This is a genomic window from Streptomyces sp. NPDC046900, assembly GCF_040644975.1.
In the GTDB taxonomy this organism is placed as follows: Bacteria; Actinomycetota; Actinomycetes; order Streptomycetales; family Streptomycetaceae; genus Streptomyces.
Genome location: NZ_JBEYXD010000005.1, coordinates 198,529 through 213,549 on the forward strand (window position 1 = coordinate 198,529; position 15,021 = coordinate 213,549).

The window sequence follows — 15,021 nt, forward strand, 5'->3', positions numbered from 1 at the left end:
GTTTCGCTCCCGCTCACTGGGCTGTCACCACGGCCGCCTGCGGACGGATCGGCAGGCGGTTGACGGGGCGGCCCGTCGCCGCGCGTACCGCCGAGGCGATCGCCGCCGGGGAGGTCACCACCGGCACCGCGCTGACGGACTTCGCTCCGAAGGGCGCGACCACGTCCCGTTCCTCGACCAGCTTGACGATCCGGATCTCCGGCGCGTCCAGTGCCGTCGGCAGGGCGTACCCGGTCAGGTCGGGGTGGCGGATCAGGCCGCGGGCGGTACGCAGGTTCTCCGTGAGCGCGATGCCCACGCCCTGGGTGACGCCGGCCTCCACGCGCGCCATGAGCTGCGTCGGATTCAGCACCCGGCCCACGTCCTGGGCGAGCGCCAGCTCCACGACCCGTACCGAGCCGATCTCGATGTCCACGTCCACCACGGCGCGGATCGCGCAGAACGCGAGCCCCACGAAGGCGTCGCCCTGGCCCGTCTCGTTCAGCGGCTCCGTCGGGTGCGGGCGGCACTGCGCCGTGGCCCACAGCTCCTTGCCGTCCATCGCCTCGGTGACGGTGGTCGACAGCACTCCGTCGTACGAGGTGATCTTGCCGTCGGTGATCTGGAGCAGCTCGGTGGACATGCCGAACTTGTGCGCCAGGGGTTGCAGCAGCTGCGTGCGGACCATCTTGGCGGCACGTTCCACCGCGCCGCCCGACACCCAGGTGTGGCGTCCCCGGCAGCCCGGACCGGCCGGCGGCTGGTCCGTGTCGACCGGTGCCACGTGTACCTCGTCGATGCCGAGTGTGTCCTGGACGATCTGCCGGGCCAGCGTCGCGAAGCCCTGACCGGTCTCGACAGCCGCGCACAGCACGGTCGCGACGCCGTCCTGCACCTTCACCGTCGCCGTGGAGACCTCGTCCGCGCCCTCGGCGCCCAGCATGTGCACCATGCCGACGCCGTAGCCGACGCCCCGGCGCACGGCACCCGGTTCGCCCGCGCCCTCGGGACCGCCCGGCAGCAGCCAGTCCTCCTCGGGGGTGTCCTTGGGCAGCGGGGGCAGCGGGTAGTCCCGTACCGCCTCCAGCAGTTCGGCCACGGGTGCCGGGCAGGTCACCGTCTGACCCGTGGGCAGGATGTCACCCGTCTCCAGGACGTTGCGCAGCCGCAGCTCCGCCGGGTCCACGCCGAGCTTCTTGGCGAGCTTGTCCATCTGGGCCTCGTAGGCCGCGCACACCTGCATCGCGCCCTCGCCACGGACGTGGCCCGAGGGCGGGTTGTTGGTCCGCACGGCCCAGCCCTCGATGAAGGCGTTCGGGACGACGTACGGGCCGCAGGCGAAGGAGACGGCGGCGGCGAGCGCCTCCGAGGAGGTGTCCGCGTACGCCCCGGCGTCCAGCAGGATCTGCGCCTCGACCTTCACCAGCTTGCCCTCGGCGTCCGCGTGGTGGCGGTAGCGCAGCAGGGTGGGGTGGCGGTGGACATGCCCGAGGAAGGACTCTTCGCGCGTCGCGGTCAGCTTGACCGGGCTGCCCGTCTTCAGCGCGAGCAGACCGAGCGGCAGCTGGAAGCCCTGGTCCTCGCGGTCGGCGGTGGCGCCGGGCACTCCGGTGACGACCACCTTGACCTGCTCGGGTTCGAGGCCGTAGACCGCGGCGGCCCGGTCCCGGTCGGTGTGCGGGTCGGTCGAGGCGACGTACAGCTCGACCCCGCCGTCGGGCCGGGGCACGGCGAGTCCCGCCTCCGCGCCGATCGGGGCGGGGTCCTGGCGGCCGATGCGGTAGAGGCCCTCGACGACGATGTCACCGGCCGCGTCCGGGTCGCCGTGGCGCAGCGGGATGTGGCGGATCAGATTGCCGTCGGGGTGCAGCGGCTCGGCCTCGAAGGCCTGCTCCGGGTCGGTCACCGGGTCGAGCACCTCGTACTCGACGATGACGGCGGCTGCGGCCATGCGCGCGGTGTCGGGGTGGTCGGCGGCGACGGCCGCGATGGGCTCACCGTGGTGGCGCACGATCTCGGAGGCGAACACCGGCCGGTCGGCCGTTCCGCGGCCGTGGAGGGCGCCGCCGGGCACGTCCTCATGGGTGACCACGGCGCGGACGCCGGGCATCTCGCGCGCGTGACTGGTGTCGATGGACAGGATGCGCGCGTGCGGGTGCGGCGAGCGGAGCACGGCGGCCCACAGCAGGCCCTCGGCCCACAGGTCGGCCGCGTAGGGGAAGGTGCCCTCGGTCTTGGCGCGGGCGTCGGCGGACGGCAGCGAGACGCCGAGGCCGTGCGGCATCAGGTCCGGGGCGGGTACGGGTGCGGCCGCCGCAGTGGTCGCGGTGCCGGCTTCGTTGCTCACGCCTGGCCTCCGTCCTGGCCGTAGGGGTGCTCGTTCGGGGCCGCGGCGTCGAACGCGGAGGAGTGAACGCCGCCCGCACCGGGTCCGGCCTGGTGGGGGATGCGGGCCTCGTCGGCGTCCGGTGCCGCCTCCGCGTGCGCCTCCCGCTCGGCGACGACCTCCCTGACGGCCTCGACCACGCCCCGGTAGCCGGAGCAGCGGCACAGGTTGCCGCACAGCGCCTGACGCGTCTCCAGCTCGGTGGGCGCGGGATTGCCCTCCAGCAGGTCGTGCAGGGTCATGGCGATGCCGGGGACGCAGAAACCGCACTGCACGGCGCCGCACCGGGCGAGCGCCCGCTGCACGTCCGAGGGCTGCCCGTCGACGGCGAGGCCCTCGACGGTGCGCACCTCGCTGCCCGCGGCGGTGACGGCCGGCACCAGGCAGGACGCGACGAGCCGTCCGTCGACCTGGACGTTGCAGGCGCCGCACTCGCCCTGCGAGCAGCCGTCCTTCGCGCCGGCCAGGCCGAGCCGCTCGCGCAGGACGTACAGCAGCGACTCGCCGATCCAGGCGTCGGTCACCGGCCGGTCGGCACCGTTCACCCTGAGGACGTACGACGCCAGGGGGTGCTCGTCGTTCGTGGGGGCGGGCCCGGGGGCCTGCTCGCCCGATTCGGCTGCCTCCACCGGCATCTCGGGCCCGGGATCCGGTGTCTCTTCGGCCTCGGGGGCCCTGGAGGGCTCAGACGGCTCCTGGGCGGCCTCGGGAGCCTGCGGGGCACCGCCGGGCCGCCCGGCCTCGTACGACCCGCCGGAAGGCTCCCCAGGAGCCTCGGCGGCACTCTCCGGTACCTCGCCCGGCCAGGGCTGTCCGGGCGCTCCCGTCGCCCAGGGCGCGGCCGCACCGCCGGGCAGGGTCGCGGGCGGGGTGCCGCCCCACTGCTCGACCAGCGAGGACGTGCTGAACTCGCCCGACTCGTCCGGCAGGTCGCCGCCCGCCACCGGGATCGACCACTGTCCGGTCACGTCGTGCCCGGGCGCGGGCGCCTCCTGCGCGGCCGCCGACTCCTGGAAGTTCCACTGCCCGGTCGCGCCCGGGTCGTAGGCGAACCGGCCGCCGCCCTCCTGGCCGGCGGTGTCCTGGTCGGGCCACTGGGCACCCTCTGCGGGCGCGCCCCAGTTGCCGCCTGCCGCCGGGTCGACGGGCGTGCCCGCGGCCGGGGTGAAGGAAGGCGGCACATAGCCGTGGCCCGGCGCGGCGAGCGGGCTGTCGGCGGCGGCGAGAAGTGCGTCGATACCCCCCTCGGGGAGCTGGACGAAGGCGGTGGCGCTGTCGTCGTAGTCCCCTTGCGGCAGCCGCTCCCAGGAGCCGCGGGCGCTGCGCCGGGAGTCGCCCTCGCGGTGCTGGTCGTCGGTCACGACAGTGCCCTCCCCAGTGCTCGTCGGGCCAGCGCGGCGACGGTGCGCCGCAGGTGCATCACGGCGGGCGGAAGCTGCTGCACGGAGCCGTCCTCAGCCGGGGCCGCGTCGGGGATGCAGGCCGAGGCGACGTACTCGCCGAAGGCCGTGCGCGCCTCCGGGACGATCGTGCGGTTGTTGTCCCAGTCGATGAGCTGGGCGACCCACTGCTCGGCCTCCAGAGGGCGCAGCGGCATCGGCGCAATGGCGCCGACGGCGCAGCGCACACCGCGCCGGGCGGGGTCGAGGACGAGCGCCACGGAGGCGACGGCCCGCCCGGGGCCGGTGCGCCCGGTGGCCTTCAGGAACACCTGGGGGGCGTGCAGCAGCGGCACGCGCACATAGCCGATGAGTTCGCCGGAGCGCAGCATCTCCACGCCCGCGAGCAGGTGCGAGACCGGGATCTCCCGGCGGGCTCCGCCGGGCCCGACGATGACCACCGTGGCCTCCAGGGCGGCCAGCACCGGGAGCGCGTCCCCGGTGGGGGCGGCGGAGGCGATGTTGCCGCCGAGGGTGCCGGCGTTGCGGATGTGCGGCGGTCCGGCCGCACGCGCGGCCGCCGCGAGGGCGGGGATGAGGGCCGCGAAGTCGGGGCGGCCCATGCGCGCGTGGGTGAGTCCGGCGCCGAGCAGCGCATGGCCGTCCTGGTACTGCCAGCCGCGGATCTCGCTGATGCGGCCGAGACCGACCAGCGCGGCCGGTCGTAGCTGCCCGGAGTTGACCGCGGCCATGAGATCGGTGCCGCCCGCCACGGGAACGGCGGCCGGCACGGCGGCGAGCGCCGCCACGGCCTCGTCCAGCGAGGCGGGCAGCGTCACGGCCTGCGCCGCCTGCGGTGCGTGCGTGGTCAAACCGGCTGCCCCTTCCCGCTGCCCCACTGGTCCCACCTGTGCTGCCGTACGGTACGTGCTGACAGGGCGGACGTGGCAACTCTGGCACATCTTTCCCGGCCCCCGACGCGGGGGTCCGCTAGGAGGCATTCGCCCCCTCACCAGGAAGATGGTCCGCTTTGATGACCAATGCCCAATAAGGATGAATTGCCGTTTTTCGGTGATGCTTGCGCCGCTTCTCCCATGCGGGGTCACGTTTCCAGGGAGTCCGGCGCCTCGCCCGCCCCTCCACGGCCGCCTCACACGTTCGGGGGCGCACCCTCGATCGGGCGTCCGAGCACACCCGGTCGCCGCTGCCACGGACGTGGTCCCGCGGGCGGCCGGTAGGCCACGCCCAAGGCGTCGAGCCGGCGGTAGTGCACGGTCATCCGCCGCTCGAAGTCCGCGAAGTCGCGGTCCCCGGGGGCGGGCAGGGCGCTCCAGGCCACCTCGGCGAAGGCGGCGAGCCGGGGGAACGTCTGGTAGTCCACGCGAGACTGATCCTCCATCACCTCGGTCCACACGTTGGCCTGGGTGCCGAGGACGTGCCGCGCCTCCTCTTCGGTGAGCTGCGGCGGAACCGGCTCGAAGCAGTAGACGTCCTCCAGAGTGCGCACATATCCGATGGGCACCGGCTCGTCCGCCCCGCCGTCCTGACGGTGGTCCAGGTAGACCTGCTGCTCAGGGCACATCACGACGTCGTGCCCGGCCCGCGCCGCGGTGATGCCCCCCGCGTACCCGCGCCACGAGGACACCGCGGCACCGTCCGTGAGGCCCAGTGCCGTCGTCTCGCCCTTGGGTGCTCGTGATTCCCGCAGGCCTTCCTCGCCGTCCGCGGCCGGGGTGCGCTCTCCGGCCCGCCTCCCGCCCTCCAGGATCTCGTCCCAGCCGATGAGCCGGCGGCCGCGCGCACCGAGCCAGGTGTCGAAGTGCCGGATGAACCACGCCTGCAGACCGTCCTCGTCGGCGAGCCCGAGTTCCGCGATGCGCGCCTGGGCGGCGGGGGACTTCCGCCACTGGTCCTTGGCGCATTCGTCGCCGCCGATGTGGATGAAGTCCGAGGGGAACAGTTCCAGGACTTCCTCGAGCACATCCTCGTAGAACCTCAGGGTGTTGCCGGTGGGCGCGAGGACGTTCCTGGAGATGCCCCAGTCGTCCCAGACCGTGAGGGAGTCCGTGTCGACGACGTCGCGGTTGCCGAGTTCGGGATACGCGGCGATGGCCGCCTGGCTGTGCCCGGGCATGTCGATCTCGGGGACCACGGTGATATGCCGGTCGGCCGCATAGGCCACGATCTCGCGGATGTCTTCATGCGTGTAGAAGCCACCGTGCGGTTTCTCCTCCCACAGCGGGGAGGCCCGGTGACCGAATCTCGTGCGCGCCCGCCAGGAGCCGACCTCGGTGAGCCGTGGATACCGCTCGATCTCCAGACGCCAGCCCTGGTCGTCGGTGAGATGGAAGTGGAAGACATTGAGTTTGTGCGCGGCCATCAGGTCGAGGTAGCGCAGCACACCGTCCTTGGGCATGAAGTGCCGGGCGACGTCGAGCATGAGGCCGCGCCAGGGGAAGCGCGGCGCGTCCTCGATGATCTGGTGCGGAATTCCGTGGCCGGCTCCCGGTCGCACGGGTGCGCGCCGGAAGGCCTCGGGCCCGAGGAGCTGACGCAGCGTCTGGGCGCCCCAGAACACTCCGGCCGCGCTGCCGCCCCGGATCTCCACACCCCAGTTGACAATGGCGCTGAGTTTGTATGCCTCCGGTTCCAGTGTGTCGTCCAGGCGGAGCCGTACGGAATTGCGGCTGTCCTCGGCACCGGGCGGCAACGGCAGGCCGAGGGCCCCACCGAGGGCGGAGCGCAGCCAGCGTTCGGTGGTACCGGTACCGGGTGCGGCCACCAGGGCGGTTTCCCGGTCGAGCAGGACCCCGCAGCGCGTGGGGCCCTCGATGGCGCGCGGCGCCGGAATCAGTTCCATCACGTCAGTCCTTCACCGCTCCGCCCGGCCCGGAGACGGGCCGTCGCTGTACGAGTACGAAAGAAGACCGGACCGGAAGAAGACGAGGAGTGCCGTCGTCACAGGAATCCGCCGCATGAATCCGTCGATCGGGAACGGGCGGTCAGGAACGTCATCAGCGGCCTGGGCCGGCACCGGAAGCCGCATCGCGTCCTGGCCGTCGCCGCGGGAAACGCGACCATTCCCAAGGCGAGGACGGCCGGGCCCACCGGGCGATGGCCGTTGAGGAAGCAACGGCCGAATTCCCGCCCCGTGAAGGCCGATCCGCACCTGCGCGGCGCCGTCGAATGCGGCGGCCGTCACGGCGCCGGCCGCCGGATGAAGGCGGGGCGCCGCAGGAGTGGCAGAAGCCGTGCCGATCCGGCCCGGCCGAGTGGATTCCGACGGCGGTCGCGATCAAATCCGTCCGGGCCGCCGGGACTTGAATGCCGCATTCCGTCAAGGCGGCGATACGGGGCCCGATGGCGTCGCGGGCAGTTCTCCGGGCCGCCGATGACGGCGTCGACGCACCGGGAAGACCGAGGGGCCGGGCGGGCGTCCAGTGGCGCGACGGTTCGGGCAGAGTGCTTCATCGAGCATCCTCCGGAGCGGGTGCGTTGCAATATGTGCAATGGCCGCTCTGCCCTGCACAACACCGGACGCTACGGGCTCATGAACATGCCGACAACAGATCGCACCGCCCGGTGACCCGGCGGGACGCGTCCCCGGCGCCGGCAGGACGCCGGGCGGAAGGCACGAAGACCCCCGGGGTGCGCCACTGCGCGCCCCGGGGGTCCGGCGATGCCAGTCGGTGAGCCCGTCGGCTACTTGTCGCCGCCCTTGCCTTCGTCGCCACCGCTGCCCATGGAGTCGTAGATCTCCTTGCACATGGGGCAGACGGGGTACTTCTTCGGGTCGCGGCCCGGTACCCACACCTTGCCGCACAGCGCCACGACGGGCGTGCCGTCGAGCGCACTCGCCATGATCTTGTCCTTCTGGACGTAGTGGGCGAAGCGCTCGTGGTCACCGTCGCCGTGCGACACCTGCGGTGTCGGCTCGACGAGGGTCCCCGTACCAGTACCGCGCTCGGGCTCAAGAGTGCTCATAGGGCCAAGGGTACTGAAGCCCGCAGGCATCAGTTGAGCGTAGGGTCGTCCGGGTAGGTGGCCACCATCGCCAGCTCACTGCGCTGGCGTCGCAGTACCTCGCGCCACAGCCTCTCGGGCTCCGGGGACGACACGTCGCCGGGCTCCGACTCCACGACGTACCAGGCGCCCTCCACCAGCTCGTCCTCCAGCTGACCGGGGCCCCAGCCCGCGTACCCGGCGAAGATGCGCAGCGAGCCGAGCGCCTGGGCGAGCAGCTCGGGCGGCGCCTCCAGGTCGACCAGACCGATGGCCCCGTGCACCCGCCGCCAGCCGAGGGGGGCTCGCTCTCCCGATCCACCGGGGATCACCGCGACACCGAGCGCCGAGTCCAGCGAGACCGGTCCGCCCTGGAAGACGACCCCGGGCTCGCCCGCCAGGTCCGCCCAGCCCTCCAGGATGTCGCCCACGTCCACGGGAGTGGGGCGGTTGAGCACCACACCGAGCGACCCCTCCTCGTCGTGGTCGAGGAGGAGCACCACAGCGCGGTCGAAGTTCGGGTCCGCCAGGGCGGGCGTGGCCACGAGCAGCCGCCCTGTGAGCGAGGACACCTCGGTCATGCCAGACATGATCCCGCATCTTGCGTCCGGATGGGGAGGCAATACGGGTACGCGGGTGAATGCAGCTCAGGGCGTACGGGTGCGGCCCGGGCGCACACGGCGGGCGGTAACCCCTTGCGTCCGGATACGCACGGCTCGTGTTGTGGCGAATCTATGACGTGGCTGGGAAGTACTTGGGCTTACTCGAGGGGGGTAGGCGGCCATTACGCTTACGTCTCCGGCCCCTGCCCAACTCCACGGAACGCGAGATCCATGACCGTCAACGACGATGTCCTGCTTGTCCACGGCGGAACCCCGCTGGAGGGCGAAATCCGTGTCCGAGGTGCGAAGAACCTCGTGCCGAAGGCCATGGTCGCCGCCCTGCTGGGCAGTGCGCCGAGCAGACTGCGCAACGTTCCGGACATCCGCGACGTACGCGTCGTGCGCGGGCTGCTGCAGCTGCACGGTGTGACGGTCCGTCCGGGCGAGGAACCGGGCGAGCTGGTGCTCGACCCCACGCACGTCGAGAGCGCGAACGTCGCTGACATCGATGCCCACGCGGGCTCCTCGCGCATCCCGATCCTCTTCTGCGGCCCCCTGCTTCACCGTCTGGGCCACGCGTTCATCCCCGGCCTCGGCGGCTGCGACATCGGCGGCCGTCCCATCGACTTCCACTTCGACGTGCTGCGGCAGTTCGGCGCCGTCATCGAGAAGCGCGCGGACGGCCAGTACCTGGAGGCGCCCAAGGGGCTGCGCGGCACGAAGATCCGGCTGCCCTACCCGTCCGTCGGCGCGACCGAGCAGGTGCTGCTGACGGCCGTGCTCGCCGAGGGTGTCACCGAACTGTCCAACGCGGCCGTCGAGCCGGAGATCGAGGACCTCATCTGCGTACTGCAGAAGATGGGCGCGATCATCGCGATGGACACCGACCGCACGATCCGCATCACCGGTGTGGACAGGCTCAGCGGCTACACCCACCGCGCCGTCCCGGACCGTCTGGAGGCCGCGTCCTGGGCGTCGGCGGCGCTGGCGACCGAGGGCAACATCTACGTCCGCGGCGCGCAGCAGCGCTCGATGATGACGTTCCTGAACACCTACCGGAAGGTGGGCGGTGCCTTCGAGATCGACGACGAGGGCATCCGCTTCTGGCACCCCGGCGGCCAGCTGAAGTCCATCGCGCTGGAGACGGACGTGCACCCGGGCTTCCAGACGGACTGGCAGCAGCCGCTGGTGGTCGCCCTGACCCAGGCCACGGGCCTGTCGATCATCCACGAGACGGTCTACGAGTCCCGCCTCGGCTTCACCTCCGCGCTCAACCAGATGGGCGCGCACATCCAGCTCTACCGCGAGTGTCTCGGCGGCTCCGACTGCCGCTTCGGGCAGCGCAACTTCCTCCACTCCGCGGTGGTTTCGGGCCCGACCAGGCTCCAGGGCGCCGACCTGGTCATCCCCGACCTGCGCGGTGGCTTCTCGTACCTGATCGCGGCTCTGGCGGCCCAGGGCACCTCCCGGGTCCACGGCATCGACCTCATCAACCGCGGCTACGAGAACTTCATGGACAAGCTCGTGGAGCTGGGTGCCAAGGTCGAGCTGCCCGGTAAGTCACTCGGCTGAGCGAGCCGGTACGGCGCGAGGGGCGGTCACCCGGATCGGGTGACCGCCCCTTTGGCCTTACTGGGCCCGTACGCCGTCCCGAGGAGCGTCTGCGGGCCTCGTTACGCCGTCCCATGGCGGTACGGCCTTCGCTGCGCCGTCCCATGGCGGTACGGCCTTCGCTGCGCCGTCCCATGGCGGTACGGCCTTCGCTGCGCCGTCCCGTGGGGGTACGGCCTCGTACGCCGTCCCGTGGCGCACGAACGACAGGGTCAGTTGCCCTTGGCGGCTTCCTTGAGCTTGGAGCCCGCGGAGACCTTCACGCTGTAGCCGGCCGGGATCTGGATGGGGTCGCCGGTCTGCGGGTTGCGCGCGGTACGAGCGGCACGGTGGGTGCGCTCGAAGGTCAGGAAGCCGGGGATGGTGACCTTCTCGTCGCCCTTGGCGACGACCTCGCCGACCGTCTCGGCGAACGCGGCCAGCACGGCGTCGGCGTCCTTGCGGGTCACCTCGGCGCGGTCGGCCAGCGCGGCCACCAGCTCACTGCGGTTCATGTTGTTACTCCCGTGTTCTTCTTGCCGTTGAGGCGTGCCACGCGGCGGAGCCGCATGTGGGCACGTCGAAGCCGATGCTGCCAGGGTCCTCGGTGGGCCCCCGGACCCGGGTCCGTCGTCAGACCCTTCGCGCCCGAAGACGCATCCTGCCCCCACCTGCGGCGGGAAAGCCAATCCGGCACCCGTAGGAGTCGTGAGAACACCCGTGGGAGTCACACGAAAAGCGCCACTGCCTCATTGTGGTGACGCCGTTCCGCGCGCGGCAACGGATCGCAGGCCCCCGGGGGCCTGACCTGGCCGCCACCATAGAGGGCGACCAGGCGCCCCGGGTTCCACGACGCGCCGGATCCACACCACCGTGGCAATGCTCACAGCCCGGGCGCAGCAAGGCCTACTCGGCGAAGGCCGCCACCGCCTTCGCGGCATCGCGCACCGCGCCCGCGACCGCGCCCGCGACCTTGTCGTTGAACACGCTCGGGATGATGTAGTTCGGGTTCAGCTCGTCCTCGGTGACGACGTCCGCGAGCGCGGTGGCCGCGGCCAGCATCATCTCCGTGTTCACCGTGCGGGACTGCGCGTCCAGCAGACCGCGGAAGACGCCCGGGAACACCAGGACGTTGTTGATCTGGTTCGGGAAGTCGGAGCGTCCGGTGGCCACAACGGCCGCGGTCTGACGGGCGATTGCGGGGTCGATCTCGGGGTCCGGGTTCGCAAGCGCGAACACGATCGCACCCTCGGCCATGGCAGCCACGTCGTCGCCGTCGAGCACGTTCGGGGCGGAGACGCCGATGAAGATGTCGGCGCCGCGCACGGCCTGCTTGAGGGTGCCGGTGAGGCCCTCGTGGTTGGTGTTGTCGGCGATCCAGCGCAGCGGCGAGTCGGGGGCGGCGGCCACCAGGTCCTCGCGGCCCGCGTGCACGACACCGTGGATGTCGGCGACGACGGCGCTCTTGACGCCCGCCGCGATCAGCAGCTTGAGGATGGCCGTACCGGCCGCGCCGGCGCCCGACATCACGACGCGCACATTCTCAATTCCCTTGCCCACCACGCGAAGTGCGTTGGTGAGGGCGGCGAGGACGACGATCGCGGTGCCGTGCTGGTCGTCGTGGAAGACGGGGATGTCGAGGGCCTCGCGCAGCCGGGCCTCGATCTCGAAGCAGCGGGGCGCGGAGATGTCCTCGAGGTTGATGCCGGCGAACCCGGGGGCGATCGCCTTGACGATCTCGACGATCGCGTCGGTGTCCTGGGTGTCGAGGCAGATCGGCCAGGCGTCGATGCCGGCGAACCGCTTGAAGAGGGCCGCCTTGCCCTCCATGACGGGCAGCGCGGCCTTCGGGCCGATGTTGCCGAGGCCCAGTACGGCCGAGCCGTCCGTCACGACCGCAACGGAGTTGCGCTTGATCGTCAGACGGCGGGCGTCCTCGGGATTCTCGACGATGGCCATGCAGACGCGGGCGACGCCCGGCGTGTAGATCATGGAGAGGTCGTCGCGGTTGCGGATGGGGTGCTTGGACGCCATCTCGATCTTGCCGCCGAGGTGCATGAGGAACGTACGGTCCGAGACCTTGCCCAGGGTCACGCCGTCGATACCGCGCAGCTTCCCCACGATCTCCTCCGCATGGGCGGTGGAGGTGGCCGCGATGGTGACGTCGATACGGAGCTTCTCGTGGCCGGACGCGGTGACGTCGAGGCCGGTGACCGAGCCTCCGGAGGACTCCACGGCCGTGGTGAGCTGGGAGACCGCGGTTCCGCTCGCGGGCACCTCCAGCCGGACCGTCATCGAGTAGGAGACGCTGGGCGCCGTTGCCATGGCCGACTTCCTCTGCTTTAACCGTGTGGCGGATATGCCGTCCGATCGTCGCACCTACTGAGGAGTACGTGGTAACGGCCCCGGATTGCGGACGTTTCGTTCGTCACAACCGAGTACTTTCGGAAAGCGTCTTCCACCATACGAGAGGCCCGGACGGTGGAAGCGACCCGGCCCACCAGTGAGAAGAGGTCCGCGTCACGGACGTGACGCGGACCTCTCGAACGTTCAACGACACCGACCCGCCATGCTCGCCTCGCGGCAAGTGGTCGCTCGCAGCGACAAAGGTTGGGCCCGGGGGCTTGGATCGGGCCGGTGTCACGTCAAGGCTAACAAACAGATCCGGCAAGGCCATTCCCGAACCGAGAGTTCATCTTCCGTACGGGTCGGTCCAGGTCAGCCGGGGGCCGGTCCAGAGCCCGTCCAGGTCAGTCCCGGAGCAGATCCGGCACCCCGGCCGCGTCCGGCTGGTCGCGCTCGCTGGAGACCACCGTCAGCTGCTGGGTCGCCCGGGTCAGCGCCACGTACAGCACCCGCAGGCCCGCGGGGCTCTCGTCGGCGATCTCCGCGGGCGAGACGACGATCGTCGCGTCGTACTCCAGGCCCTTGGCCTCAAGGCTGCCGAGCGCCGCCACCCGGTCGCCGAGCCCCTCGAGCCAGCGGGCCGCCTCCTCGCGCCGGTTCATGGCCACGACGACGCCGACCGTGCCGTCCACCAGCCCGAGCAGCCGGGCGGCCTCGCTCCGTACGGTCTCGGCCATCGACCCGCGCACCACCGGGAAGCGCGGCTCGACGCCCGTGGAGCGGACGGCAGAGGGGGCCTCGGAGCCGGGCATCGCCAGGGCGAGGACCTTCGAGGCCAGATCGGCGATCTCCGCCGGGTTGCGGTAGTTGACCGTGAGGGTGAAGCGGCGGCGCGGACGCGTGCCCAGTGCCTCGTCGCGCGCCTCGGCCGCCTCGTCGGGATCGGACCAGGACGACTGGGCCGGGTCCCCCACCACCGTCCAGGTCGCGTGCCGGCCGCGACGCCCGACCATCCGCCACTGCATCGGCGTGAGGTCCTGGGCCTCGTCGACGATCACATGCGCGTACTCGGTCCGCTCCTGGGCGAGCCGCTCGGCGCGCTCGCGCTGCGACTCCTCGCGTACGGGCATCAGCTCCTCGAGACCGGTCAGCTGGTCGAGCGGGTCCAGTTCCCGCTTCTTCTTCGGGCGCGCGGGCAGGCCGAGGACGGCCTGCAGCTCGTCCAGCATCGCCACGTCGTGCACGGACAGCCCCTGCCGCTTCAGGGAGCGCGCGACCCTCCGCACCTCCGACGGGCTGAGAATGCGCCGCGCCCAGCGGCCGAGCCGCCTCTCGTCGGCCATCGCGGCCAGCACGACCTGCGGGCTCAGCTCCGGCCACCAGGAGTCCAGGAACGCGACGAAGGAGTCCTCGGAGGCGATGTCCTCGTCGAAGGAGGAGCGCAGCTCGGCTGCCAGCTCGGGGTCGGTGTGCCGGGTGGCCGAGCCGGAGCGGTTCCACAGCGCGTCCAGCAGCAGCTTGCGGGCGCGCGGGCGCAGCAGGTTCACGGGAGCGGTGCCGCTCAGGGCGTGGTGCCGGATGCGCTCCAGGTCCTCAGCCTCCAGTTCGAGGCGGCGACCGAAGGCGACGACCCGCAGCCGGGTCGGCGAACCGTTCGTCTCCAGGGCCCCGCGGGCGGCCTTCCGCAGCACCTTGAGCATGCGGTACGAGCCCTTGGCCCGGGCCACGGACGGGGAGTCGTACAGCGTGGCCTCGGCGCCGTCGACCAGCGAGCCGATGGCACGGATGGCGACCTGGCCCTCCTCGCCCAGCGAGGGCAGCACGCCCTCGGTGTAGGCGACCAGCAGCGGGGTGGGCGAGACGATCAGGATGCCGCCCGCGTATCTGCGCCGGTCCTGGTAGAGGAGGTAGGCGGCCCGATGCAGGGCGACGGCGGTCTTGCCGGTGCCGGGCCCGCCCTCGACATAGGTCACGGAGGAGGCGGGGGCGCGGATGACCATGTCCTGCTCGGCCTGGATCGACGCCACGATGTCCCGCATGGTGTGGGTGCGGGCCTGGCCGAGTGCGGCCATCAGGGCGCCGTCGCCGATCACCGGCAGCTCATGGCCGTCGAGTGTCGCCTTCAGCTCGGGGCGCATCAGGTCGTCCTCGACACCGAGCACCCTGCGGCCCTTGGAGCGGATGACCCGGCGGCGTACGACCCGCCCGGGTTCGACCGGCGTGGACCGGTAGAAGGGGGCGGCGGCGGGCGCCCGCCAGTCGATGACCAGGGGCGCGTACTCCTCGTCGAGGACACCGATGCGGCCGATGTGCAGGGTCTCGGCGATGTCGGCCGTGTTGTCGGCCCGCACCGCGCCCTCGGCGGGCTCGACCGCCGTGTACGCGCCGTCCGGGCCCTTCTTGCCGTCCTTGCCGGGAAGCAGGTCGATCCGGCCGAAGAGGAAGTCCTCGAACTCGTTGTTGAGCCGGTTCAGGTGGACGCCGGCCCGGAAGACCTGCGCGTCCCGCTCGGCCAGGGCTCCGGGCGTGCCGACGTGGCCGCGCTGGGCGGCGTCGTGCATCAGGAACTCCGCCTCGTGGATCTTCTCCTCGAGGCGCCGGTACACCCGGTCCAGGTGTTCCTGTTCGACGCTGATCTCCCGGTCGCGGAGCGAGTCGTGCGCGGACCTGCCGACCGGGCCGAGCGCGATTTCCTGCTGAACCTGAGCGGCCACCGGGCCCCCTTCTTACGTGCTGG

Annotated in this window: 10 protein-coding genes; 1 reads left to right on the plus strand and 9 read right to left on the minus strand. The window is 71.8% G+C overall.

All coding sequences use genetic code 11. The annotated features are described in order from the left end of the window. Positions 1-13: 13 nt before the first annotated feature. The 6 genes from ABZ904_RS07785 to ABZ904_RS07810 all read right to left on the minus strand — a co-directional run bounded on the left by ABZ904_RS07785 (position 14) and on the right by ABZ904_RS07810 (position 8,327). Positions 14-2,326: a molybdopterin cofactor-binding domain-containing protein gene (locus ABZ904_RS07785; RefSeq protein WP_359396935.1), complete on the minus strand. Its 2,313-nt coding sequence runs from the start codon at positions 2,324-2,326 to the stop codon at positions 14-16. After that, positions 2,323-3,726, minus strand: coding sequence for a 2Fe-2S iron-sulfur cluster-binding protein (locus ABZ904_RS07790; protein ID WP_360991406.1), 1,404 nt, complete (start codon positions 3,724-3,726; stop codon positions 2,323-2,325). The genes ABZ904_RS07785 and ABZ904_RS07790 overlap by 4 nt, the downstream gene beginning before the upstream one ends. After that, positions 3,723-4,616, minus strand: coding sequence for an FAD binding domain-containing protein (locus ABZ904_RS07795; RefSeq protein WP_359396940.1), 894 nt, complete (start codon positions 4,614-4,616; stop codon positions 3,723-3,725). The genes ABZ904_RS07790 and ABZ904_RS07795 overlap by 4 nt, the downstream gene beginning before the upstream one ends. A gap of 278 nt (positions 4,617-4,894) precedes the next feature. Next, the gene (locus tag ABZ904_RS07800) at positions 4,895-6,604 is read right to left on the minus strand and encodes a beta-N-acetylhexosaminidase (RefSeq protein WP_360991403.1); all 1,710 of its coding nucleotides are present in this window, start codon (positions 6,602-6,604) and stop codon (positions 4,895-4,897) included. A gap of 842 nt (positions 6,605-7,446) precedes the next feature. Next, positions 7,447-7,728, minus strand: coding sequence for a DUF3039 domain-containing protein (locus ABZ904_RS07805; protein ID WP_103841003.1), 282 nt, complete (start codon positions 7,726-7,728; stop codon positions 7,447-7,449). A gap of 29 nt (positions 7,729-7,757) precedes the next feature. Beyond that, positions 7,758-8,327, minus strand: coding sequence for a YqgE/AlgH family protein (locus tag ABZ904_RS07810; protein WP_359396945.1), 570 nt, complete (start codon positions 8,325-8,327; stop codon positions 7,758-7,760). Between the two features lie 252 nt (positions 8,328-8,579). Here ABZ904_RS07810 and murA point away from each other — a divergent pair, with 252 nt between their 5' ends. After that, entirely contained in the window at positions 8,580-9,920 is a 1,341-nt protein-coding gene (gene murA / locus ABZ904_RS07815; RefSeq protein ID WP_359396947.1) for a UDP-N-acetylglucosamine 1-carboxyvinyltransferase, read from the plus strand. A 251-nt stretch (positions 9,921-10,171) separates the two neighbouring features. Here the strand turns inward: murA and ABZ904_RS07820 are convergent, their stop codons facing one another. The 3 genes from ABZ904_RS07820 to ABZ904_RS07830 form a co-directional block, all read right to left on the minus strand. Next, a complete protein-coding gene (locus ABZ904_RS07820; protein WP_351222056.1) occupies positions 10,172-10,453 on the minus strand; it encodes an HU family DNA-binding protein in 282 nt (93 codons plus the stop codon). A 391-nt stretch (positions 10,454-10,844) separates the two neighbouring features. Beyond that, positions 10,845-12,263 carry an NAD-dependent malic enzyme gene (locus tag ABZ904_RS07825; RefSeq protein WP_360991397.1) on the minus strand — a complete coding sequence of 473 codons (1,419 nt, stop codon included), beginning with the start codon at positions 12,261-12,263 and terminating at the stop codon, positions 10,845-10,847. Positions 12,264-12,688: 425 nt separating this feature from the next. Then, positions 12,689-14,998: a UvrD-helicase domain-containing protein gene (locus ABZ904_RS07830; RefSeq protein ID WP_359396951.1), complete on the minus strand. Its 2,310-nt coding sequence runs from the start codon at positions 14,996-14,998 to the stop codon at positions 12,689-12,691. Positions 14,999-15,021: the final 23 nt, after the last annotated feature.